The organism is Lysinibacillus sp. FSL R7-0073 (genome assembly GCF_038009065.1).
GTDB lineage: Bacteria > Bacillota > Bacilli > Bacillales_A > Planococcaceae > Lysinibacillus > Lysinibacillus fusiformis.
In genome coordinates this window covers 4,465,332-4,489,485 of sequence record NZ_JBBPAS010000001.1, presented here as the reverse complement: position 1 = coordinate 4,489,485, position 24,154 = coordinate 4,465,332, and the positions used below count along the sequence as shown (strand labels likewise).

Below are 24,154 nucleotides of genomic sequence, written 5' to 3'. Positions count from 1 at the left end.
TTATGATAAAAGAAAATGAATAATAATTTTGATTGATTTTTTGTGAAGGACAAATTATTCTAGGAAAAATGAATTATTATAATAATCTAATTGTTGACTATATTTAGAAAAATATATAATATACTAATTATTATTAAAAATGTATAAAAATGATAGATTAATCTTTCTGTTGAAAAAGGGGGGCTAGTATGGCGAGTTTTTTACGAACAAAATCGATTGAACAAGCTAACAAAATAACTGAGGTAGAACGCTTTAAACTTAAACGTGAGCTGGGATCATGGCAATTAATGCTTTATGTTCTAGGAGCGACAATTGGGGCAGGAATATTTGTACTACCTGGAACAACAGCTGCCTTACATGCAGGCCCAGGGGTAATTGTTTCTTTCTTAATTGGTGGGATTGTGACAATTGCAGTTGGACTAGCCTATGTGGAATTTGCTGCAATGACCCCCGTCGCCGGGAGCGCCTATACCTACTCCTATATTGCATTAGGTGAAATTATTGCATGGATGATTGGGTGGGATTTATTATTAGAATTTACGGTTATAGCGAGTACAGTTGCAGTTGGCTGGAGCGGTTACGTAGATTCATTTTTACAATCTGTAGGCATTCATTTACCAGAGGTTCTTACAAAGGATATAGCTCATGGAGGGATTGTTAATCTACCAGCTGTAATTGGTTGGCTTATTGTGGCCTGGATTGCGTTTAGTGGGATTAAGAATGTGGGGCGTTCGAATACATTATTTACGATTGCGAAGGTTGCAGCGATAATCTTATTCCTGGTTATTGGTACCTTCCATGTTAATCCTGTAAACTGGTCACCATTTACACCATTTGGATGGTCAGGTGTCATGGCTGGAGCAGCGTTAGTATTCTTTGCCTTTACAGGTTTTGACGGTGTGACAACAGTGCTTGAAGAAGTAAAAAATCCACAAAAAACAATACCAAAAGCTTTGATTGGTGGCTTGAGTGTTTTAACACTTATTTATGCTCTTGTGGCAGCAATTTTGACAGGAATTGTACCATTTCCTGATTTAGATGTTCCAAATCCTACGGTGTTCGCACTGCAATCTGTAGGTATTCAATGGGGAGGTGCTATTGTCGCGGTTGCAGTTATCTTTGGATTGCTTGCTACAATGATTGCAAATACAACAAGTGCTACTCGTGTACTCTTTGCCATGAGCCGTGATGGACTTCTTCCTGAGCGTATTGCTCAAACTAATAAAAAGACAGGGGTTCCTGTCCTATCAACTATTATTATTGTACTAACAGGTATTCTGTTATCAGGATTCTTATCCATTGGAGAATTAGCTGAGTTTGCGAATATCGGAGGCTTAACGGCATTTGCCTTAACGACAATCAGTGTTATTGTTCTTCGTTACACACGACCAGATCAACCACGAGCGTTTAAAGTACCAGCTATATGGATGGTAGGAATCGTTGGTGTAGGAGGTTCACTTGCATTAATCTTTAGTCTGCCATTATTTACGATTCTACGCTTTTTCATTTGGTTGCTAATTGGGTTGGTTATTTATATATTGTATGGATACAAACATGCAAAAATTGGCTCTACCCATGAAAAGCAATAATGAAAGATTCCATCCCCCTTTAGTGCATCTAGAGGGGGATTTTCTATGGTTAAATTCAAATCACATATTTATAAAGCTCTACATAAAATAAATCTATACTTCTTTACAAGCCCAAGCATCAATTTCAACCTTTATGGCCGGAGCAGCCAGTGCCACTACATACAGTAAGGTTGTACATGGAAGATGTCCTTGTAAAAAATCATTGATTATTTCTTTTCGTTGTTTAGCCTCCATATCGCCTACCAAATAAAACACGAGCTTTGTAATATCTTGAATATCCATATTGGCATGATCAAGATTTTTCCGAATATTATCTAGTGCTATCTTCAATTGGGCGACCGGATCTTCAGGTATTGACCCATCAATCTCCATGCCAATTTGTCCGGATAATGTTAACCATCTGTTTGTTCCTGTAACTTCGATCTGATGTACATAAGGGGCAACAGGTAGATGAATGTTTTCAGGATTTCTACTAATTTTCATTGAATCAGTCTCCTTTTCTATTATTCATTTTCATCTCTCCATTAAAATAGCATAGAGTAATCATAGATAAAAGTAATACAAATACCATTATAAATGAACTTTCAAATTGGATATGTCGATTCAAAGAGTTATAATAGATTCATAAAATATAGGCTTATACGCTGATAAAGCATTCAAAATAGATAAAAGTATTAACTTTTTAATTTGACTAGACATACAATTCACTTCACACCCTTAGGTTTTATACAGATACTTCTAAAGAAACATGAATTTCGTCTTAATTTGAAGGTGGATGGCTATACTCATTAAATAAGAGGGAAATTTTTACATAAGAATGATGCGTATTGATGTAAATTAATGTTTACTACTGATGTTTAGTTACTAGTGCAACCTTAGGTAGCAGAGGCAGCGAGGCCGTTTTGTAGAAGGAGTGAATAAATGAATAATTTCTTTCGGAGTAATGGATTTAAACGTTTTATTATTCTAGTTGGAATTGCTGTTGCATTATATTTAATGCGAAGTATGATCAACTTAATTTTGCTTACGTTTATTATTACCTATTTGATGAATCAGCTTACTACGAAGACAACGAAAAGCATAAGAAAATACACACCGATGAATGAAAAAGCTGTTACTGTAACACTGTATTTGTTACTTGTCGCTGGTATTGTCGCTGTGATTTATAAATACTTGCCAATTGTCACGCAGCAAATCACACAGCTTTTTGATCTTATTGCCAGCTTTAACCTCGATCCAGATGACAATGAGATTGCGAGATATTTGGCTCCAACTTTTGAGAAGATTGAGCTTGGCAAGTATTTAGAACAGGGTGTGGATATAACTCTTAAAAATATTACGAATATTGGTAAAATCATTATGCAAATTTTGATTTCCCTAATATTGAGTTTGTTCATCTTGTTGGAAAAGAAACGAATCATTGAATTTACGGCAAAGTTTAAGGATAGTAAAATTGGACCTCTTTACGATGAACTGCATTATTTTTCAAGAATTTTCATCCGTTCATTTGGTAAAGTAATTGAGGCACAGTTCATCATCGCTGCTGTTAACTGTGTATTATCAGTGATTGCCCTTTCGATTATGGGCTTCCCACATCTAATTGCTCTTGGGATTATGCTCTTTATCCTTGGCTTAGTGCCAGTTGCTGGTGTTATTATTTCATTAATCCCCCTCAGTATTATCGCCTATAGTATTGGTGGCTTAATGTACATTGTCTACATTTTAGTAATTGTTATGGTCTTACATGCGATTGAAGCCTATTTCTTAAATCCAAAGCTTATGTCAGCCAAGACAGATTTACCGATTTTCTACACATTCATGGTCATCCTTTTCTCAGAGCATTTCCTTGGTGTATGGGGATTAATCATCGGTATCCCACTGTTCATGTTCTTACTTGATATTCTAGGTGTCACTTCCTCAGAAGAATCTAAACAGAAAATGGACGTAGATGAGGATAAAAAATTAATGGAGTAAAAATAGCTTTACAAAAGGGATCATCTTGTACGTAGAGATGATCCTTTTTTACTTTCAGGCTTAGCTCATTTAAGATAAGTAGGGGGGTGTTTTACAATGATGGTAAAGGGACAGAAGGTATATTTAAGGGGAATTTCTGTTAATGATAGTGAAAGCATTGAAAGATGCTTTCAAAATGAGGAAATCATGTATATGACAGGGACTCGTAACTTGCTAACAAAAGAACAAATTAAAGAGGCTATCTACCGCTTTAAAGAAGATTCTACTCGCTATGATTTTGCTATTTGTTTAGTAGATAATGATCAAGTAATTGGCGATTTAGCTATTATGGAAGTGGATTTGGAAAATAAAAAGGCAATGTTTCGTATAGCCTTACATGAGTTAGAGGAATGTGGCAGAGGACTTGGATCAGAAGCAGTTCAACTTGCTCAAAAATTTACATTTGAGGAGCTATGTCTGAATCGTTTGGAATTACAAGTATACTCTCATAATATAAGAGGGATTAAATCCTATGAAAAGGTCGGCTTCAAAAAAGAAGGTGTATTGAGGCAGGCATTATTTATGAATAATACTTTTTCAGACGAAATCATTATGAGTATTCTTCTGGAAGAGTATATAGAAATATCAAAATAGAAACTGAGCCAGCTCAAGAATATTTGAGCTGGTTTTAATTTTGCTAAAAAGAAAAAAATGTTAATAATGTATAAAAAGGTATGTTATTATAGTTATGAATCTTTGTTACAGGAGGCGGTCATGATGACAAATACATTTATTTTTATCGTTCAATACTGGGGGAAAACGCCCTATTAACAAAGTGTTTAGCGTTTCCCTAAATTCGGAAGGGGACCATATATGTCTAGCAATACTGTAAGAATTGAAGAGGTAAATAATAATAATTGGTATGATTGCTGCCTGTTAGAAATATCAGAAGAGCAAAGGAATTATGTTGATTCCAATGCTATTTCTATTGCGCAATCAAAGTTCGAACCGACTTTAAAGCCGTATGCCATTTACAATGAAGACAAAATTGTTGGGTTTTTAATGTTCAATGCTGTAAAGGAAGAGCTTGGCGGGTACTGGATCTATCGCATAATGATTGATCGGCACTTTCAAGGCAAAGGTATTGGCAAAGAAGCCACAAAGCAAATAATAAATGAAATAGCTAAGTTACCGGATGCTACAAAGGTTGTAGTAGGCTATCATCCAGAAAATAAAGCGGCACATCATCTTTATGCAAGTTTAGGCTTTGTCGATTATGGTGATCGTTTCGGTAAAGAAATGGCTGTTATTCAATATTTAACTGAATAAGTTGAGGAAAGGGACCTGTATAAGTACAAGGTCCCTTTCCATTTAAGCATCGCCAGAAGAGGCAATTATTCGTGGGTTTTTTTTAATATATCCGTAAATAAGCAAGGCTGTAATACCCTCTGCCACTGGGAAGGTCCACCAAATTGCCTGAGAGCCAAACACTTTAGGCAGGAGAATAAGTGTAGGGATAAATAAAATAATACTCCGAAATAACATAATAGTTGTGGCAATACGAATTTTTTCGATAGATTGAAAGAATTCGGCGAATACCATATTGATACCTAAAAATACATAGCCTATAGCAAAATGAACAAAGCCTTGAGTTGCCATATGCCGGATTTCGAATGAGCTATCTCCGAATAACGCCATGAGCTGTGAAGGAAAAAGCATAGCTATAAGTGCTGTTGTTAATCCCAAAATAAAAGCCGTAGCTAATCCGATTTTTAGTAATGCTGTTAACCTCTCAAGTAATCTTGCCCCATGATGATAGCTAACTAATGGCTGTAGAGCCATGCCAATACCCAGGAAAATTGTTAACAGGACTGTATGGATGTAGTTGACCATTGCATAGGCGGTCACGCCATTTGCCCCTAAATAGTGTAAAAAGGTCACATTATATAAAATGATAATAACCGCTACAGAAGCCTCGACAATAAAACTAGGTAATCCTATAGCGAAAATTTTTCTTAAATCTGTCTTATTGAAGAATGAAGAGACAAACTTTAATTCAGATTGTGGACGGAAAAAATGAAGACAAAGTACAGCTGTACCTATAATAGTAGCTATTGCTGTTGCTAATGCACAGCCTGTTACACCATAATCTAGAACGAAGATAAAAATATAATTTAAGATAATATTCAATACGGAAGTTGTAATTAAACCCAGCATAGCTAGCTTTGGATTACCATCGTTGCGAATAAAGATACTTAAAAGATTTTCAATTGTATAGAACACTCCAAATAACAAAATAACGTGTAAATACTCTTGCACATAAGGATACGTATCATCACTAGCACCAAATATATAAGAAATATCTTTTAAATTAAACGCAAGGAACCCGATAATTGTTAACACGACCACAAGCATTGTAGTAAACGCCAACGTAAAGAGCTGATGGGCTCGTTGCTTATTGCCTTCCCCAAGAGAAATGGAATAGAGTGTAGCTCCACCCATCCCAATCCAAAGAGAAATAGACAGTAGAATAGAGAAAATCGGAACAGCAAGATTAACGCCTGCTAACGCTGTAGGGCCCACGCCGTGACTGACAAAAATCCCATCCACTAAAATATTCACTGACATTAGGAGCATGCCAATCATTGCTGGGAATAAATAGGATAAAAACAATGGTTTGAGCGGCCTTGTTTCAATTGGATTAATGGTTGTCATGTCCAAGCACCTCCAAGACCATTACTTTTTCCCCTTTATCATCTAGTTCCCCATTAAATATAAAGCCAAACTGTTTATATAACTGAATAGCTACTGCATTATCGTCATAAACACTTAAATATATTTTGTGACAGTTGAATTTTTCTGTTAAGTAATGTATAAGCTGCTGTAAAAAATGTTTACCTAAACCTTGTCGCTGATAGCGTTCATCAATTAAATAACGATCAAGCCAAACTCGTTGACTCTGATCATCATGAGGAAATACGCCATACATAGCGAAGCCTATTACGGTGCTATCCTTATACAAGCCTAAAGGTGTAAAGCGTCGATCCATCTCCGCCTCTGCTAAGCATTGGTCTGTACTTTCGATAAAATTTTGCTGATTGTCAGCAATACGTAATGCTAATATTTCTTGTTTGTTAAAAGCTGTAATGTCACGAATCTCCGTGAACATAATGTCAAAACCTTTCTATTTTTATTGTGAATAGGTACAATCTAAAGTATATAGTTACTATATAGTCAAGAGAGGATACTCAAAAAATGCTTAATAAAAATGTAAAATATTTTACAACTGGCGAATTTGCTAAAATATGTAAGGTTAATAAACAAACTTTAATTTATTACGATCAAATTGGCTTGCTATCTCCCGCTATGAAGGATAGTAAAGATTATCGGTATTATTCACTCGCACAATATGATTTTTTTGACGTCATTGAGTTATTAAAGGCTGTTGGTATGTCTTTGAAAGATATACAGCAGTATATGGCAGAGAAGTCACCTGAAAATTTTTTAGAATTGATGCATCAACAAAAGGAAATTGTCGCGAAAAAGCGGCGAGAACTGGAGATGATTGAAGGCATTATTGATGTCAAAATTAATTTAACGGAGGAGTCTCTACAACTAGATTTTGATAGCATTACAATTGAGCATTTTCCAGAGGCAACCTTGTATTTAAGTCGAAATATTGAGGACTCAACGGAAGAACAATTTGTTAAGGCTGTCTCTGATTTTATTGATGAATTGGATCGCTCTCACTTAGACACGGGTTATCCCATTGGTGGCATTACCAAAAGGGAGCAGGTATTAGCAGGTAATTATGATAATTATAGTTACTTATATATTGAGCAACCACACCCGCAGGAAGGTCATCCTTATTTTAAAGCGATTGAAGGAAAGTTTATTGTTGGATACCATATAGGAACGTCTACGACATTGGGCGAAACCTACAAGCGATTATTCCAGGTCATGAGAGAAAAAGGTTATGAACTGGGGCAATATGTTTATGAGGAATATATTTATGATGCGGTTATTAAAAATCGTGAAGAGGAATATGTAACAAAAATTATGGTAGAAATAAAAGAAGGTTGTTGATGCATCTCTGCCTATCAACAACCCCAAATATACTTAATGCAAAGTTAAGTTTATTTCCGGATGTGCCTTTTGTATTTTATTTAATTTATTGTCTTGGATTCCTTTTAAATTTTTATCGAAAAAGCCAAGTGATAATTCATTAATCAATTTATAAATTGCATTTACATCTGCCCCAGATTCATTAATAATCGGCGAAACGGCTGCTAAATCTGTAAAACTTCCGTGATTTGTTTTTGGAATAATAGCTGTGTAGACACCAGGCTTTTCAATTGTTTTATTTCGTAGATAAGCTTCTGCAAACAATTCATCACGATTACCAGGCTGCTGGTTATATGCTTCTTTCATAAAGTTAATGGATGCCTCAGCATTCATCAGCATAAAAGGCTTTTCAGGACCATTTTTTGGCATTGAATCGCCATATAAGCCACCATCCATATCAATGGCTGCTTTAATACGATTATCCTTTACTAGCATTTGAGCTGAAGTAGCACCGCCAAAAGAATGACCTAGCATACCAATGCTATCATAGTCAATTAGTGAGGCTATTGCACGAAAGTTCTTATCAAAATCGCCTTTAATGACTTCATCTAAAACAAATGATGCATCCTGCTCCCAAAGATGGATTCGATTATTCAAGAATGTAATGGTGTTTTCAATTGGTGTAAAATCAACCCGATCACCATCGGGGAATATTGTTGTTGCCGCATCACCTGTAAAGTTAAGAGCAACGACAATATAGCCATGACTCACTAATTCTTCTAGTTGGAAGGTATTTTGTCGACTATATAAACTCATACCATGTGCAAATAATAAAAGTGGAAATTTTTCTTTAGACTTTATAGCTGTCGCATCTTGATAAGAATGGGTTTTCGTCAGTCCTAAATGCGTTGTTGCGATATTGGGAAAACCCTGTGTCGCTGCTAACTGTTGTGTTAACGCATCTATATCTTTAAAGTAGGGTGAAGGTTGTCCTGTCTCTTTTTCAGCAGGATAATAAACTTGAATCATCAGTTCGCGATTCACCTGATGATTAGGTACAACAAATTCTTTGCGATTCTTATCGGTCAGGTGAAATGTCTGTGTTCCTACTGTGTATTTTCCTGTTGGTTCAGGAAAAGACATGATTGGAAATAACGTTGGTAATGTGAACATTGTAATAGTGGCCACAACAATACCTGAAGTTTTAATTATTTTCATCCTTAATTTTTTTGAAACAATTGTACTTTTTGGCTTCACAAAAACTTGTAATGTTAATAACATCAAAACAAAATAAGCAGGGATCATGCGCCAGTTAGCACCAATTGTCATAATTGTTCCTATTAACAAAACATAATTGGTAGCTATCATAATAAGATTTATTGTAGTTACCCCACGTTGTCTAAAAGTTAGTGAGATACTCGATAGTATTAAAATAAGTGTAAATAGTACTTCTAAGGTTTTCATCATTTATCTCCTTTTTCATACATACGAATGTATGAAATTAATTAATAATATTTTTAAGTATATATACATACGAATGTATGTATAAGATTAAAATAATAAACTACATATAGTAGTTTATTATTCCTGCACTTTATCAAATAATGCTAAAAAAACATCTTTCAATTCATCATTCATAAGTGGTATGCCAATTCCTTTGAACATCAAACTTATATGTTCAATTTTATGAATAAATTCGGCTCGGCTTACACGAAATATTTCAGGATTCATCCAAATGTCAAAAAGCATTGTAAAAGTTTCAGCTGCTTGCTTCGGGAAAGCAACTTGCAGTGAGCCGTCTTGATTACCCTCATCAATAATTTTTTGAATTCCTGGTGCAACAACCTGAATTCCTTCTGTGATGCGGCTATAAACAAACTCGGCAGAATTCATTTTTAAATGAATCGAGGATAAGTTTTCTTCCTTTCCGCTTTGAGAAATTGAGAAAGAAATGCCTTGTCTTAAACGCTCTAAAGCATTTAAGTTTTCCAAATCTGAGATGTCATTAAAATAATTATTTGCTGTTAGCATTTCCTTTGTGATGGCATCAATAACATCAGCACGCGTTTTAAAATGATGATAAAATGCTCCTCTAGTAATATCCCCTACATCATCGACAATTTCTTGAATCGTTACATTATCCCAACCATTTAAAGTAAATAATTTAACAGCTGATTCAATGATTCTTTTTCTCGTAACTTCTGGATATTTATTTCTGGCCATAAAATATCTCCTTATAGATACATTCGAATGTATTTATAATAATAGGCGCACTCTTCCAAATTGTCAACATGATACGATTTATGAGAATTGCTGAAGAAAACTAGAAAAGAACTAGTAAAGTAAGTAATTTATCATATATTTTGAATTTAAATAGAAGTAAAATCCGAGTGTTTTTAGGCAAAGTAAAACCAAACTCTAATACATAAATGACTTCCTGACGATACATTAGTAGAGAAAAAAGTAGAGCATTATCCGATATATTTTTCTAAGCATGGAGGAATAGATATGCAAATATGGGTTGATCGATGGACGCAATTATTAAAACAGCTTGAACAGCAAGGTGCTTGGACTCATCCACTGGAGATAAAGCCTATGGCTACTGTGCATGAACTATCAATGGTAGAGATGCGGCTCGGCGTTCCGATTCCTTCTGAGTTCCGTGATGTATTACTTCATTGTTCTCGACAAGTGGGAGTATATTGGTCTTTACCTGACGAGGCACTACTTCCTATTGAGCTGGAAGACACACCTTTAGGTGATTTTGGCTGGAGCTTGGAAGAACTCGAATTCCCTGATTTTGGCGGAGACAGTGATAATGCAAAAGAACAACCATACCTACAATTTCATACGGCTGGCAATGGTGATGCGCTTCTTATTAAGATTGAGGATGGTTCCGTTTGGTATTGGAGTCATGAGGGGGGGGAGTATGACCTTCTTGCCTTGAATTTTAAAGATTATGTAGAGAGAGCTACAACTTTAGGATGCATAGGGGCAGATTGTGGACTGTATCTACAGTTTTGTAGTGAAGGTGGACTAGATTTAAGTTTGACCACTTCTCAAATCTGGCTAAAGTGGTTTGAACAATATTTAACTTCAACGTGGGAGAACGTTATGTATCAACTGGATACTTTACTCATATATGTATCGATGCATGGTATGGGGGATACTAGGGTTCGAGAAGCATTTACACGGTTAAATACTGGGGAAGTGTTTGCCGCACTTCAAAATCAAATTGAACAATCACGGCGTTTAGCAGATAAAGAAGTATGGTGCAAAGTGCTAGTAGAGGTTTGTGCAACAGAGGCACGTCATTGGGTGATGACACTTTGGGAAGACCAAAATGATTTGCCTAATAGTATTAGAGATTATTTAACCGCCTACTGTCTACCAGAAGAAGTGGGGTTATCACTTGTTCTTCAAGATATTGAAAAAAGGAGAATTGAATCTTATACAGCTTTACATCGACTACGTGATTTTCATAACCCAAGAACAATAGCATGGATGAAACGTTATGTTTCTTTTCCGATAGAGGGGTGGGATACGCTTTTAGTAGAATCACAGCCGAGTGCAGAAACTTTATTTGAGTGGTTGAATGGTAGGGAAGTAGAGCGTCAAATAGCAATACGAGCCGTATGCCAAATGTTGCAGCAAGGAATTAAACCGACAACTTCAGTGGATATGGAGAAATGGCTGTCATTGCTTACGTTTTGGAAGGACAATGAAGTACTACGAAAACATAAACAATTTTTTAGCCAAGCTCTAGAGGGCATTGAACTTTGGTGAAATCTAATAATTGTAAGGGGGAGAAATAATTGAACAATTTCACTATATTCGCTTCTATGAATAATACAAAAGAAATCGAATGTAAGATTTTCGATGTTTTTAGTAAAGGTTTTGCTATTGAAAAAAATGAAGATAACTATCTTATAAAATCCAAAGCATTATTTAACAAATATAAATTGATGGTTAGGGTGATGTCTGAAGATACAAACTCAGAATACTTTGTGAATAATATCCCTGGAATGATGAGCTATTACAACAGTATTCCATTTGAAGATAACCATTTAAAAGAATTAGTTTTAACGCAAATTTCTGTGTTAAATACAGTAATTGCGATCGAATGTGAAAAAGAAATAAAGGATGAACAAATGCAGTTATGTTTGAGCCTGCTATTAACCATTGGAGGAATTGGATTTTTACCAAATGGTACCTTGTTAGACAAAGAAGGTGCAGTCATTGTTTATCCTGATGGGCAATCAGGGCCATCCAACTTTAGGCCTTATGCTTGTACACAGAAGGTGAGGGGACAAGAGGCGACATCGGAAGAAGGTCATCAAAGAAAGAATAAAACGATAGCGTATTTAAAAGAAAACGGTATTCCATACACAGATTCACTCCCGCAACTTCCGCCAATTGGAGCTTGTCAGCTTAAAGCCAAAGAGGATATTGCTAGGAGAGCTGTAGCTTTACTAATTGTTATTCAATTTGCTTGTGATGTGGCACAAGGAGAAAATGTTGAAGAATCAAGAGATTTCTTCATCAATATGTTGCATAAATATGAAGTGGAGGCAAATCTAACGGACAATGAAAGGGCCTTTTTATATGATCAACAACCAAATGCACAAGAAGCCATTAATATTTCATGGCAATATGAAGCTTATTGGATACTGATTTGGGTACTGGGATTTGTTAAAGAGCTTGATTTTCCTGATGAAGTATGTGATTGTGAGTACGCTATTCAAGTTATTTCTAACTGCGAAACGTTTGAGCAATTTTATCTTCAAATTATGATGCGTAGTCAGAAAGAAATAATGGATGAAGCCGACAAGATATTCAGATTACACTGGGCGTGCGTAGATAGTCGTATACAAGAACGACCGGCTCCTGTTGGAATGAATGAAAGTATTGTTATGGAAAGACGTAGAGCCTTATTCTGGTTGATCGGTCATCAAAACGAAGAGTGGGAAACGATATCAATGGATACTTAGAAAGTAATAGCAAACTAGGATACTAGTTTGCTATATTATAAAAGTTATTTTACATATGTTGGTTTATTCACCTTATCAATTAAAAGAATACCATCATATTGATCACGTGGAACAAGGCTTTCTTGTATAACTCCCCAGCTATAGGATAAGCGAGGTTCAAACATCCATGAATTACCACGTTCATTTTGACGACTACGTAAATCAATGAATGTGTAAGGTTTGTTGGCTGAAGATACAATATCTTCGATAGATCCTTTTATAGGTGGTAAAACGGCCATCGTCTCACCCATATTATTGGCAGTTTCTCCGCTTGTCATATATAGACCTAATACATAGCTATATTTTTTGTAGATATCTGGTAAACGTTCACCCATTAATTTAACTGGATATGGGGAGCCCATTACGTCCGATTGTGCCTTACGAACATGGTCATTATGCGCCCAAACGATAAACTTTTCTGTTGGATAAACTTCTTCAGCTAACCAAAGTAAGTTCTCCATCATCGCCTGATCGCGCCACTCCATTGTTTTTAAAAATGATTCATATATATTTTGCTCCATTTCGATATTGGACTGAATTGTTAGCTCTACATATTCGTCTGCCAAACGGATACGGTCTGCTAAAGTGCGCTCCATCAGTTTTACTATTTGAAGTTCATTCGGATAAGCCTTTTGAAGCTCTTTTTCTTTCATCTGAACTTGAGATTTTACTTGTTTATACACGTTGATAATAGCTGTTTTTTCTTTCTGGTAGCCTTTTAGATCTTTGCTAGAGCTCCACTCTGTGAGTTGCTTCTCGGAATCACTGAATTGCTGAGCCAATTGAGGATTTTGCAACCAATCCCCATTCGTAAATGCTCCTTGCTGTTGAATATCAAAGCCTGCAAGAACAAGAGGTTTTTCTGTAGCTTGACTTGTTTTTGCGTATTCAAATAGAGGTAACGTTTCTTTTGTCCACCATACTCCAAAAATAGCATCCTTCATTGTTTGTAGAGCAGCTTGTTTATCGATTTTTCCTTGGGCATTCATGACATCGCCCAGACCACTTTCAAAGGCTAGAACATTGTAGCCCATTTCCTGATGCAAAAATTGTATTAAACGTGTTTTAGCTAGATTAAATTGTGCGACACCATGAGAGCTTTCTCCTAAAAAGACAATGCGTTTATCGTGTAATAAGGGTTTTAGCATTTCTAAATCCTCAAATTTACTAGATGGGATTTTCTGCGCACTAATTGCTTCAGGTTGGATGGAAGACAGGCTATACGCATGATCGTTCGCCCATTTCTTCCAATCCTGTAATGTCTCATTAGAAGTCCTAGCCTGTTGCACCATGCCATAGTTTTCCTGTTCTTTTATTGCAGGGACAGCCGCTAAGGCACTAGTTATGCCACTGAATGCTATTAAACTTGTTAGTGCCATACTTATAATAACTTTACGTTTCCTATATATCTTCATTAAAAATCAGCCCTTTTCTTTATGTTGATATTTAGTATAGGGGGCAAAGTTTAAAGCATAGGGGGAGTTTGTTTAAATTTTGTTTAAATTTGGAATGGTTGTAAAAAAAGAAAGCATCTCCATTTGTAAGGGTAAGGGAAGAAGTACAAACGGAGATGCTCAGTAGCTATTTATAATGATACGTACTAGCTCTAACATGGTTACGTTGAATCTGGTTGAACCACGCACGATCCTTTTCCTCTTGTTTTAGGGTACCAATAATGGAGGAGGAGCAGCTCACACAAAGTTTTGCTTGTGTTATTTGTCCACATCTTTCACAAGGTGCACCCAAATTAGGGAAAATTGAATTTTTTAACTTTCCAGCTTTGACCCATTTATACAGTAGCTCAGATGATACACCTGTCAAAGTCACAACCTCTTCGTTTGTTAAATAACGATTATTTTTTCTTAATAAAAAATGATGTAGCTCTGAAAAAATATCCTCTTCTCTCACATCTATCTTTTTTTGAAATAGCAACATAACTAATCCTCTCTTCGTCACATCAATTCATGCTTTCATTAACGGTTATAGGTTGTTCATCATATTTATAATTTTCCCAACGATTACGTGCTTGCTTTCGATATTTTGGCGAGACATTCTTATCGGCAATTAATCTTGAAAATCCTTTTTTAGCTTCTGTCATATCACCAAGTCGGAGGCTTAGCTCGGCATGTAAAAATTGAATTCGCTCTCCACCTTCCTGGTTAGATGCAAATGATTTACTGTAAAAATCTCTAGCGGCAAAAAGGTAGCGTTTTTCAGATTCTTCGTCCTTTTTTAAACGATATAACCAGGCAATTTTTAAAGCAAAATTAGCCATCAAAAGCGATTCTTCCATTGATGCGCGAGATACTAGGTAGGCCAGCTTAAAGCTTATAATGGCATCATCGATTGTACGTTCCTGACAGATATTCATAGGTTTCTGTAGCTCTTTAATGTATAGTTCATCTATGAGCTGCATGAAAGGTCCGTATGTCCGCGTCATGGATTTATGGAAAGCAAACCCACAATGTGGGCACACAGCAACTTCATACAGCAAAGGGTTTAGGCCATCATAGACGGGCATGAAATCTGTTTGTTCCTCGATAATTTTATATCGATTTGGGCGTACTTTATACGTTGTAAAATGCTTTTTGCAAAATTTACAATCTACGCTACTTTCATAGTAGTAGATGTTAAATGCCATAAGAATCAACTCCTTTGCATGCTCTAGAATTATTATTTCTTTTGTTCTATTTATACGCAATCGATAATCGTTCAATGTATTTAATTCATTATCTATCATTTTAACAATTCTGTGTTCTTTGGTATACTCCTTTAGAATTATTAAAATAAAAATAATTCTTACATTTTTAGTTAAATATCATTAGAAATAAGCATGTAATAGTATTTATCGGTGTACTTAAAGTAAGTTATATAGTTCGAGTGGATTTTGTCGAATTATATACAATTTATTTTATAGACAATTCGAATTGTATAGTTCAAAAGTTTGGTGTGAAAGGGTGGAGGAAATGACATATAAAATAGTATTTTTTGATGTGGACGGTACTCTGATCAATTATGAGAATGGCGCTGTGGAAGAAAGTACAAGGCAGGCCATTCACCAACTACAGGATAAAGGGATTCATCTAGTGGCTGCGACAGGAAGGCCGTTATCCATGTGTGATGAGCTGAAAAGTTTGGGGATTGAAACCTTTATTACAGCAAATGGAGCATATGTAAAGCACAAGGATGTTGTCATACATAAAATTCCGATTGATAAGGGCATTGTTCAAAATGTTCAAGCTTTTGCACAGCAACAACAGCATTCCTTAACATTTTTTACCGAACAACTTACGATGAATGCTATACAAAATCCATTAGCCTTAAGCGCGATGCAAGAGACATTGTCTTTACATGATTTTCCCGTTAAAAATGACAGCATTATCGATGAAGAGGTTTTTCTTATGTGTCTCTATGCGGATGAACAGGCTGGAAAAAGATTAGCTTGTCAATTTTCGAATATATTACAGCAACGATGGCATCCTTATATTGTGAATGTCTTACAGCATGATGTGTCCAAATCGATAGCTGTAAAGGCTGTACTAGATTATTTTGAGATTAATTCTAAGGATGCAATTGCTTTTGGAGATGGAGAGAATGATATAGATATGCTAGAGCAGGTTGGCCTCGGGGTTGCCATGGGAAATGGTAGCCAAGCTCTAAAAAATGTTGCAGATTTTGTTACAAAGAAATCCATTGAAGGTGGCATAGATTTTGCTTTACGTCAGCTACACATTATTTAACGATATATAAGGTAGTAAATTGGATGCTTGAGAAACTCTTTGGATGATAGTTATGAATGTATAGAACAATGTGTTAGGTGGTTGGATAATGGCACAGCATGTGCAATCTCTAATTGAACATTACGGGTATTTTGGCATCATTGTGATCCTAATTGGAGGCATTGTTGGGTTGCCACTTCCTGATGAAGTATTTTTAACATATGTAGGCTATAGTGTTTATCGAGAAAGTCTTGAACATATCCCAGCGTTAGTAAGCGCTCTGATTGGCGCAATGGGAGGTATTACTTTAAGCTACTATATCGGCCGCCGATTTGGTTTACCGCTCTTGCAGAAATATGGGCCAAAGATTCATATAACTGAGCAAAAAATTGATTTTACTAAAAAAATGTTTAAGAAAGTGGGCCCTTTTTTATTAATCGTTGGCTATTTTATTCCAGGTGTACGCCATCTGACAGCCTACATTGCGGCTATTAATAATTATCCATATAAGAAATTCGCTTTCTTTGCTTATACAGGAGCATTTATATGGACTTTCACATTTATAACATTAGGAAAAGTATTGGGGGAGAAGTGGCGTTTCGTTGGCTACTATTTGTCCCATTACAGTATTTATGTCATCTTATTGTTTGTCCTTGTCATGTTAATGGTTTATTATCTATTAAAAAAAAGAAACGTACAAAAGTAAAGTCGGTATGATTCATACCGACTTTTTGTTATGGCAAAATGGCAAATGATCGTACGGGGAATCCAGATGCTTTTTCAGGCTTAGGTACAATATTAAAAATAATAGCCCCTTTTGGAGGAAGCTTGTCCAAATTAGTCATAAGCTCAATTTGATAAGTGTCTTGATCAAGGACAAAATATTCTCCATCCAATTTGCCGCTTTGACGGAAATCAGTAGCAGAATCGGTATCAAAAGTTTCGTGACCGATTGCACTTACTTTACGTTCCTTAAATAAAAATTGTAATGCCTCCAAGCCCCAACCCGGAATATGATTATGGCCATCCACATCTTTATTACTGAAGGCTTCTTTATCGGGCCAACGCTTACTCCAATCTGTTCGCAGTGCCACAAAAGTACCTTCTTCTATTTGTCCATATTGTGCCTCGAATTCTAGAATATCTTGTACACTGAGTGTAAAGTCATGATTACTAGTAGCCTCTTGTGATTTATTAATAACGATAAGCGGGAGAACGAGCTCCTTAAGCTCTAGTTCATCTAGAAAACGAGTATCTCTTACAAAGTGAATAGGTGGGTCAATGTGTGTTCCATATTGTCCGGGGAAAGTAAACTGCTGTGCGAAAAACCCATCATCATGAGAGAATAATGTTTCAAATTTAGCATCTTCAAACATGAAAAAATGAGGTGAATGTGGGCCGAAGGTATGTGTCAAATCGACCCATTGTTTTGATTTTAGTAAGTGCAATGCTTGTAAAAGTTCGTTAGACATTTAATTTCCTGCTTTCTAAAAGTAATGGTAAATAAAAAAGAGTCCTCTATAGAAGAGGACTCCCGGAATCAAACATGGGTAGTTCGTCTTCTCATCTTTCAGGCTTAGATTTTGCCAGAAGGAATTAGCACCATACTGATTGAGCTGGTTGCTGAGACTTCATCGGGCCGATCCCTCCGTCTCTCTTGATAAGAAATAGAATATAAGAATTTTCAGAAATAATATTACGAATACTTTAGCATATATTTTTATAGTTTACAACTTTGATAGGATTACAGGGTTAAAAATTTTATTTACCAATTCAAAATTAACGTTACTCTACAGCAACCACTATCCATGAGCTGTATTCTAAAATTGTCTGGTGTATAGTTGGTTTCGAATTTTGTAGTGATGCCTGTGGATGTAATCAATTTTTCGACCTCTGTTTTATTTGAAAGTTGTGCAGCATTTTTTAAATCATGCGCAAATTGTTGAGAACTATCAATTTTATCCGTAAGTAATTGCGCTTGCTGCATAATCGCCTTTATCCGCGTAGCTGAAGATATTAGTTTTTGTGTATCTACAGGGGGAAAGGGACTATTACTGGTCGGCATTGCTAAATGTTGAGAAAAAGGTCTAGCTGCAAGGTGATGGGCTGTCGACGGTATTGGGTAATGGTAGGGGTGAACAAAATACGGATAAGGATTATAATACAATTCAGTTCCTCCTATCCAAAAGCTGATATCTTATCTTATGTAGCATGATCTTTTTAGGTGTTTGGATAAAAATATTCCTGTACAGGAGTGTAAAATATAATATGTTAAATGACATGCTAAACAAACAAAAAAGGAAACCATGGCGTGCTTCCTTTTTGTACTTTAACCAAGAACATTTAATACATCATCTATTTTTTTGCTATGTGATAGGATTCCATAATTCATCCACGTTAAAAAGTCGACCTCATAAACACAGCTAGTCTTAACTGCACTTAGGTTTTTCCACATAGAAGATTTTAAAATAGTACGCTCTTCATGTTCATAAAAGGAGTGCTGCTTGTCGAAGGTGATAAATAAATGATCAGCGTCTAGTTGTAGCAGCTGATCTAATGTCAGGTGAGCTTTACGCTGATTAAGCGGTATTTTCCATACTAATGGATGAGGCGTTAAGCCTAAGTCACGGTATAGGATTGGCCCTGTATAACCGCATTCAGGGCCGGCATACAGCGTAATGCCAATGGCTGAAATGCGAAGAAATGCCACTCTTTGCCCGTAAACGGATTTACCGAGAATTCGTCGGGCCTTCTGTACCTTATCCTCATATTCCGTGATAATATCTTGCATCATAGCGGTTTTCCCTGTTAAATCAGCAATTTTAAATAGGGTCGATTGCCAATCCTCCCCAGGGTGGTTTAGGTGACAGATTGGGGCCAGCTTATTTAAATGCAGACAAGTTTCCCAACGCTCTATACCAGCATCTAACATAATTAAAGTTGGTTTATAGTGAAAGAGGCGATCCACTTCTCCGTACTGTACATCAATATCGGGCACATCCTGCAAACCTAAATAGTCTTGTTTTCCCCACTTGGAATGACTGAATTGAGCAATGGGTGTAATACCTAAAGCTACAAAGAAGTCCTCTAAGAACGGTGCGAATACACGTACATTATTGCTCTGACTTCGTCGGTATTGTCCTGGGGAAATTCCTACATGCTCTTTAAAACGACGATTGAAATAATATTCGTTATTAAAGCCAATGGACTGACTAATTTCAAATACACGATCATTAGTTGTCATTAATAACTGTTTGGCTTTTTCAATACGTATACTATTTAAATAATGAAGAGGAATCTGCCCCGTAATATCTTTAAAAATACGAGAGTAACTCCATCTTGGAACATCTGCCAGCTCTGATAACTGTTCAACAGTCCAATCTCTTCCAAAGTGTTTGTGCAAATATTGGATAGATTGCTCTACAGATTGACGATCATTTTGTAGAATAGGCTTCGATTGGTTTTGTTCAAAAATAAATAGCATCATTTCTTGGAAACGAACATGCTGCTCAAAAATAGTGTGTTCATCCTTTGCTTGACGACACCGATAAATAGCCTCTAATAGTCTATTGCATTGAGAAAAGGGAAGAAGTCGTAGTTCTCTAACACTTGTAAAGAGACTAAGAGGAGCATGGGATTCACTAAGATAGATCGTGTTAAATGTCAATTGGTATAAACAGAGAGGCTCATCAGCAGTGTGAATTTCGACATGGCTATTAGGTGGAATAACCACACATTTTTCTTTCATAAGGTGGATAGTTTCATGATTTGTCTTAAGTGTTCCGTTACCACTAATAAGGATGAAAAGCGAATAGTATGTATTGCTATATGGCTGCATATCCACTGAAAGAATAGTATATGAAATAGATTGTAAATGATAGATTTGTGTTAAATTACCCATTGTCCACGCACTCCTAAGTAAAGTTTAAATTTGGAAAACAACACAAAGAAAGCCCCATGAAGAGCTTTCTTTTGTAAATTATTTCACAAACCATTTCTCAAGATCATCATATTTTAGTAGGTTTGCAGTAATGGCACCAGACTGCCAATAAGTTCGATCAGCAATATAAACTTGTCCATTTTTTACAGCAGGAACTGCTTTCCAAAGTGTACTATCTAACCATTTAATCGCCTCTTGATTTTCTTCAGTTTCCCAAGTGCCATTTGAAGGGAAGAGTATAATATGATCAGCATCTAATTCTGGAATAGCTTCTTCAGACAAGACCTCTTGGAACTCTGTCATATCACGAGCTAATGGATGTGGAGTTAAACCAGCTTCCGTATAAATGTAGCCCGTGTAACGATTCTTCATTCCGAATAATGCCAATGTTTTATCGGCAACATTTAAACGAACAACGGCAACAGTTTCGTCACCAACTGATTCATCTAACTTAGCTTTTAAATTAGTAACACGTTCCTCATATTTATCAACGATTTCATTTGCTTTCTCAGGGATATTTAAAACATCAGCTATCGTTTTCACAATCTCACGTGGATCTTGTAGTATTTCTTCTTTTAAGCGATAAGTAGGCGCAATCTTAGAATATTCTTCATACTTTGCCTTATCTGCCGCACCATCTACAATGATTAAATCCGGCTTAGCTTGAAGTAACGTTTCCATACTACCTGTAACGTCAAATTCAGGTACGTCTAAGCCTAAATAATCTTGTTTACCCCAGGATGGGTGATACCATTGCACAACGGGTTTGACATCTAAGGCAGTTAAATAATCTTCCATATAGATGGCTGCTACTCGCTGTGGATTTGTTGGAATTGTTACTTCACCAAACCCATCCTCTACAACTCGTGTATCTTCTTTTGTTGGATTCTCACTCTCGGAATTTGTTTGTGCTTCATTTGAACCACAGGCACTTAAAACGAACATCAGTACAAGGAAAAGTACAAATGTAAAATATCGACTGATACGCATGTTAATTCACTCCTATAAATTTACTAAAACAGATTGAATGTTATCTTAATTTAGAATGATAATCATTCTCGTTTGATTCAAATAAATTATAGGATACAACATAAAAACAAACAATACATATTTTCTACATCTTTTTTATACAAAATGAAGTTTAGAGCACTATTGTTTCTTTTTATCAAAAAGTAGCCATAAGAGTGTAACGACCGCTGCAAGCATAACCATAAAGAATCCATAAAGAGGAGTGTGTGCTAATGATTGATGACGAATAATAAAGCCTCCAATATAGGAACCTAAAAATATACCAATATTGAAAGCAGAAATATTCAATGCAGAGGCCATTGATATAGCTGATGGTATATATTTTTCAGACAGTATAACTGCATATAGTTGCAGGCCTGGGACATTCATGAACATAAATAGGCCCATTATTAGTACCATGATTAACCCGATAATTGGCGATTCAAGAGTAAAGCCAATGCCAAGTAAAGCTAATGCAAGTCCTACAAAAATAATAAAGATGGAACGAAGTGGATTTTGATTTGCAAAGTGGCCTCCTAGTGTATTACCAATAGCCACGCAAATACCATAGACAACTAATATAATAACTACCGCGTGTGGCGAATAACCCATATATTGCTCTAGTATAGGTGAAACATATGTGTAAACAACAAATGCACCACCGTATCCAATTGCTGTAATGAAAAGGATTAATAACATTCGAATATTACCTAATACTTTACCGATATCACGAATTGATATTGGGTTACCTTTTGATAATTGGCTTGGTACTAACAAAGCATTACTAATTAAACCAATTATCCCTATAATAACAATGAAGATGAACGACATACGCCAGTCTGTTACTTGTCCAATGAATGTACCTAGCGGGACACCAGTCACAGTAGCCAATGTTAGTCCAGTAAACATAAAGGCAATGGCACTTGCACGTTTATTTGGTTCAACTACATCGGCCGCTATGACAGAAGCGATGGACATAAACACACCGTGTGCTAATGCTGAAATAATACGTCCTATTAATAAAATTGAGAAATTTGGTGCCATAGCTGCGGTTAAATTTCCAATTATAAAGATTGTCATGACAAGCAATAAAACAGTTTTTCGACTAAGGCGAGATGTTAAGGCTGTTAATAATGGAGCTCCAACAGTAACGCCTAATGCGTATATTGAAACAGTTAAGCCAGCTGTGCTTAAAGATATACCGAAATTATCTGTAATTAACGGTAAAAGACCAACACTGATAAATTCAGTGGACCCTATTCCAAAAGCACTGATTGCAAGTGCTAGTAAAGTTAATTTAGCATTTGGCTTTTTTGATTGTGACATACTAAAACGATCTCCTTTGATTTTTTTCATCGTATGTAGTACTATTCATACATACCAAAAAGGCACGTAGAGTACTTTTAGTTACTTTTGAATATTACAGGGGGTTTACGATGCAAAAAGTTTATAATATTGGTGTTGAAGCTACGCTTGAAGTTATTGGTGGTAAATGGAAACCAGTCATTCTTTGTCATTTAAACCACCATGGTAAAATTCGTACAAATGAGTTTCGACGATTGATTCCAGGAATCTCGCAAAAAATGCTCACTAGTCAATTAAGAGAGTTAGAGCAAGCTGGATTAATCCTTCGAAAGGTCTTCAATCAAGTGCCACCGAAAGTTGAATATTCTTTAACGCCTTATGGGCAAGGAATGGAACCTATTTTAAACATGCTTTGCACTTGGGGCGAGAAGCATGTTGAAGTATTACAGGATAAAGGTGAAGATGTACTGTTAAAACAACGTGATGATGATATAGCTATGCAGCAAACATCGTAATGAGGGGGAAAGAGACTGTCATACAAAAGACAGTCTCTTTTCCTTTTTAATGCTTATAAAGCAAAGTCATATTCATCAGGATTAGGTCCAACACGTTGTTCAAGATTCATCGCATTGATGATAGCCATTTCTGCGTCTGTTAAAGTAAAGTCAAAAATATCGGCATTTTGCATCATGCGTTCTCTACGCACAGATTTAGGAATAGTAATCACGCCATTTTGTACATCCCATCGAAGAATAACTTGAGAGTTTGACTTTCCGTATTTTGTTGCTATTTTTGAAATCGTTTCATCTTCAAGAAGCCCACCTTGCATTAAAGGTGCCCATGCTTCAAGTTGAATTTGGTGCTCTTTACAGAATGAACGAAGCTCCACTTGCTGTAAGCGTGGGTGAAATTCCACTTGATTTACAACAGGTTTAATACGGGCAAATGATAATAAGTTTTCCAAGTGTGCCACAGTGAAGTTACATACGCCAATTGCTTTGATCTTCCCTTGTTCATATAGGTCTTCAAGAGCTTTCCAAGATTCAGCAAACTTATCTTTACCTGGCCAATGAATCAGGTAAAGATCTAAATAATCTAAGCCTAATTTTTGTAGACTCTCTTCATAGGCAGCAATCGTTTCATCGTAGCTTAATCCGTCGTTCCAAACTTTTGATGTTATAAATAAATCTTCACGTTGCAGGTTAGTTGATGTTAGCGCCTGTTTAATACCTTCCCCGACACCAGCTTCATTACCATAAATTGCGGCAGTATCAATGCTACGATAACCAACTTCAATAGCATTTTTAACCATCTCAGCTGTAGCATCATTCTCTACTTGAAAAACACCTAACCCCATTCCAGGCATTTGTAGCCCATTGTTTAATGTGATTTTATCTTGTAAATGAGTAATCATTTTAAGTCCTCCATGTTTTGTGATTGCTTGATTGCTTTTTCATTATGCTGCTAACATGCCTTTAAAAAAAGTACGCACTTTTTTGTGTCATAGAAACGTAGAGGTAACTTTTGTGAGCTAACAATGGCTAG

General features: G+C 36.1%; 24 protein-coding genes and 1 riboswitch. Of the genes, 10 read left to right on the top strand and 14 right to left on the bottom strand.

The features are described from left to right. The first annotated feature begins 188 nt into the window (after nt 1-188). Nucleotides 189-1,589: an amino acid permease gene (locus MKY88_RS22555; RefSeq protein ID WP_340814738.1), complete on the top strand. Its 1,401-nt coding sequence runs from the start codon at nt 189-191 to the stop codon at nt 1,587-1,589. 93 nt (nt 1,590-1,682) lie between these two features. On the opposite strand, the gene MKY88_RS22550 is transcribed toward MKY88_RS22555, so the two are convergent. Further along, nucleotides 1,683-2,072 (bottom strand): RidA family protein, encoded by a 390-nt coding sequence (locus tag MKY88_RS22550; protein WP_328205013.1) that lies wholly within the window; start codon nt 2,070-2,072, stop codon nt 1,683-1,685. Nucleotides 2,073-2,510: 438 nt separating this feature from the next. Between MKY88_RS22550 and MKY88_RS22545 the strand changes: the two genes are divergently transcribed. The 3 genes from MKY88_RS22545 to MKY88_RS22535 all read left to right on the top strand — a co-directional run bounded on the left by MKY88_RS22545 (nt 2,511) and on the right by MKY88_RS22535 (nt 4,871). After that, nucleotides 2,511-3,563 (top strand): AI-2E family transporter, encoded by a 1,053-nt coding sequence (locus tag MKY88_RS22545; protein ID WP_069482982.1) that lies wholly within the window; start codon nt 2,511-2,513, stop codon nt 3,561-3,563. A 96-nt stretch (nt 3,564-3,659) separates the two neighbouring features. Then, nucleotides 3,660-4,196, top strand: coding sequence for a GNAT family N-acetyltransferase (locus MKY88_RS22540; protein WP_328205011.1), 537 nt, complete (start codon nt 3,660-3,662; stop codon nt 4,194-4,196). 219 nt (nt 4,197-4,415) lie between these two features. Continuing rightward, on the top strand, nt 4,416-4,871 hold the full coding sequence (locus MKY88_RS22535) for a GNAT family N-acetyltransferase (protein WP_328205009.1): 456 nt from the start codon (nt 4,416-4,418) through the stop codon (nt 4,869-4,871). Nucleotides 4,872-4,913: 42 nt separating this feature from the next. On the opposite strand, the gene MKY88_RS22530 is transcribed toward MKY88_RS22535, so the two are convergent. Then, entirely contained in the window at nt 4,914-6,257 is a 1,344-nt protein-coding gene (locus MKY88_RS22530; RefSeq protein ID WP_340814737.1) for an MATE family efflux transporter, read from the bottom strand. Beyond that, on the bottom strand, nt 6,244-6,711 hold the full coding sequence (locus MKY88_RS22525) for a GNAT family N-acetyltransferase (protein WP_328205005.1): 468 nt from the start codon (nt 6,709-6,711) through the stop codon (nt 6,244-6,246). Before MKY88_RS22525 ends, MKY88_RS22530 begins: the two co-directional genes overlap by 14 nt. Before the next feature lie 86 nt (nt 6,712-6,797). On the opposite strand from MKY88_RS22525, the gene MKY88_RS22520 reads away from it, so the two are divergent. Next, nucleotides 6,798-7,628 carry a MerR family transcriptional regulator gene (locus MKY88_RS22520; RefSeq protein WP_069482978.1) on the top strand — a complete coding sequence of 277 codons (831 nt, stop codon included), beginning with the start codon at nt 6,798-6,800 and terminating at the stop codon, nt 7,626-7,628. Nucleotides 7,629-7,661: 33 nt separating this feature from the next. Here the strand turns inward: MKY88_RS22520 and MKY88_RS22515 are convergent, their stop codons facing one another. Continuing rightward, the gene (locus MKY88_RS22515; RefSeq protein ID WP_258269384.1) at nt 7,662-9,071 is read right to left on the bottom strand and encodes an alpha/beta hydrolase family protein; all 1,410 of its coding nucleotides are present in this window, start codon (nt 9,069-9,071) and stop codon (nt 7,662-7,664) included. Between the two features lie 117 nt (nt 9,072-9,188). Next, nucleotides 9,189-9,830 carry a TetR/AcrR family transcriptional regulator gene (locus MKY88_RS22510; protein WP_012295970.1) on the bottom strand — a complete coding sequence of 214 codons (642 nt, stop codon included), beginning with the start codon at nt 9,828-9,830 and terminating at the stop codon, nt 9,189-9,191. Nucleotides 9,831-10,115: 285 nt separating this feature from the next. Here MKY88_RS22510 and MKY88_RS22505 point away from each other — a divergent pair, with 285 nt between their 5' ends. Further along, a complete protein-coding gene (locus MKY88_RS22505; RefSeq protein ID WP_328205002.1) occupies nt 10,116-11,393 on the top strand; it encodes an SMI1/KNR4 family protein in 1,278 nt (425 codons plus the stop codon). A 29-nt stretch (nt 11,394-11,422) separates the two neighbouring features. Beyond that, nucleotides 11,423-12,598 carry a DUF4272 domain-containing protein gene (locus tag MKY88_RS22500; protein WP_328205001.1) on the top strand — a complete coding sequence of 392 codons (1,176 nt, stop codon included), beginning with the start codon at nt 11,423-11,425 and terminating at the stop codon, nt 12,596-12,598. Nucleotides 12,599-12,642: 44 nt separating this feature from the next. On the opposite strand, the gene MKY88_RS22495 is transcribed toward MKY88_RS22500, so the two are convergent. The 3 genes from MKY88_RS22495 to MKY88_RS22485 form a co-directional block, all read right to left on the bottom strand. Further along, nucleotides 12,643-14,052 (bottom strand): erythromycin esterase family protein, encoded by a 1,410-nt coding sequence (locus tag MKY88_RS22495; protein WP_328204999.1) that lies wholly within the window; start codon nt 14,050-14,052, stop codon nt 12,643-12,645. 166 nt (nt 14,053-14,218) lie between these two features. Continuing rightward, nucleotides 14,219-14,572, bottom strand: a complete 354-nt coding sequence (locus MKY88_RS22490) for a hypothetical protein (protein WP_328204996.1) — start codon at nt 14,570-14,572, stop codon at nt 14,219-14,221. 22 nt (nt 14,573-14,594) lie between these two features. Further along, entirely contained in the window at nt 14,595-15,278 is a 684-nt protein-coding gene (locus MKY88_RS22485) for a DUF2225 domain-containing protein (RefSeq protein WP_328204994.1), read from the bottom strand. Nucleotides 15,279-15,603: 325 nt separating this feature from the next. On the opposite strand from MKY88_RS22485, the gene MKY88_RS22480 reads away from it, so the two are divergent. Beyond that, entirely contained in the window at nt 15,604-16,377 is a 774-nt protein-coding gene (locus MKY88_RS22480; protein ID WP_328204992.1) for a Cof-type HAD-IIB family hydrolase, read from the top strand. An 88-nt stretch (nt 16,378-16,465) separates the two neighbouring features. Beyond that, entirely contained in the window at nt 16,466-17,062 is a 597-nt protein-coding gene (locus MKY88_RS22475; RefSeq protein WP_328204990.1) for a DedA family protein, read from the top strand. A gap of 28 nt (nt 17,063-17,090) precedes the next feature. Here MKY88_RS22475 and MKY88_RS22470 read toward each other — a convergent pair whose 3' ends face one another. The 5 genes from MKY88_RS22470 to MKY88_RS22450 form a co-directional block, all read right to left on the bottom strand. Beyond that, a complete protein-coding gene (locus MKY88_RS22470; protein ID WP_328204988.1) occupies nt 17,091-17,828 on the bottom strand; it encodes a cyclase family protein in 738 nt (245 codons plus the stop codon). Nucleotides 17,829-17,916: 88 nt separating this feature from the next. Further along, nucleotides 17,917-18,023, bottom strand: a riboswitch (SAM riboswitch). A gap of 98 nt (nt 18,024-18,121) precedes the next feature. After that, on the bottom strand, nt 18,122-18,523 hold the full coding sequence (locus MKY88_RS22465; protein WP_193833344.1) for a hypothetical protein: 402 nt from the start codon (nt 18,521-18,523) through the stop codon (nt 18,122-18,124). A 162-nt stretch (nt 18,524-18,685) separates the two neighbouring features. Then, entirely contained in the window at nt 18,686-20,257 is a 1,572-nt protein-coding gene (locus MKY88_RS22460) for an AraC family transcriptional regulator (protein WP_340814736.1), read from the bottom strand. A 78-nt stretch (nt 20,258-20,335) separates the two neighbouring features. Continuing rightward, nucleotides 20,336-21,286 (bottom strand): ABC transporter substrate-binding protein, encoded by a 951-nt coding sequence (locus tag MKY88_RS22455; RefSeq protein WP_328204983.1) that lies wholly within the window; start codon nt 21,284-21,286, stop codon nt 20,336-20,338. 159 nt (nt 21,287-21,445) lie between these two features. Further along, nucleotides 21,446-22,630: an MFS transporter gene (locus MKY88_RS22450; RefSeq protein WP_340814735.1), complete on the bottom strand. Its 1,185-nt coding sequence runs from the start codon at nt 22,628-22,630 to the stop codon at nt 21,446-21,448. A 110-nt stretch (nt 22,631-22,740) separates the two neighbouring features. On the opposite strand from MKY88_RS22450, the gene MKY88_RS22445 reads away from it, so the two are divergent. Further along, entirely contained in the window at nt 22,741-23,124 is a 384-nt protein-coding gene (locus MKY88_RS22445) for a winged helix-turn-helix transcriptional regulator (protein WP_328204980.1), read from the top strand. 53 nt (nt 23,125-23,177) lie between these two features. Here the strand turns inward: MKY88_RS22445 and MKY88_RS22440 are convergent, their stop codons facing one another. Beyond that, a complete protein-coding gene (locus MKY88_RS22440) occupies nt 23,178-24,023 on the bottom strand; it encodes an aldo/keto reductase (RefSeq protein WP_328204978.1) in 846 nt (281 codons plus the stop codon). Nucleotides 24,024-24,154 lie beyond the last annotated feature (131 nt).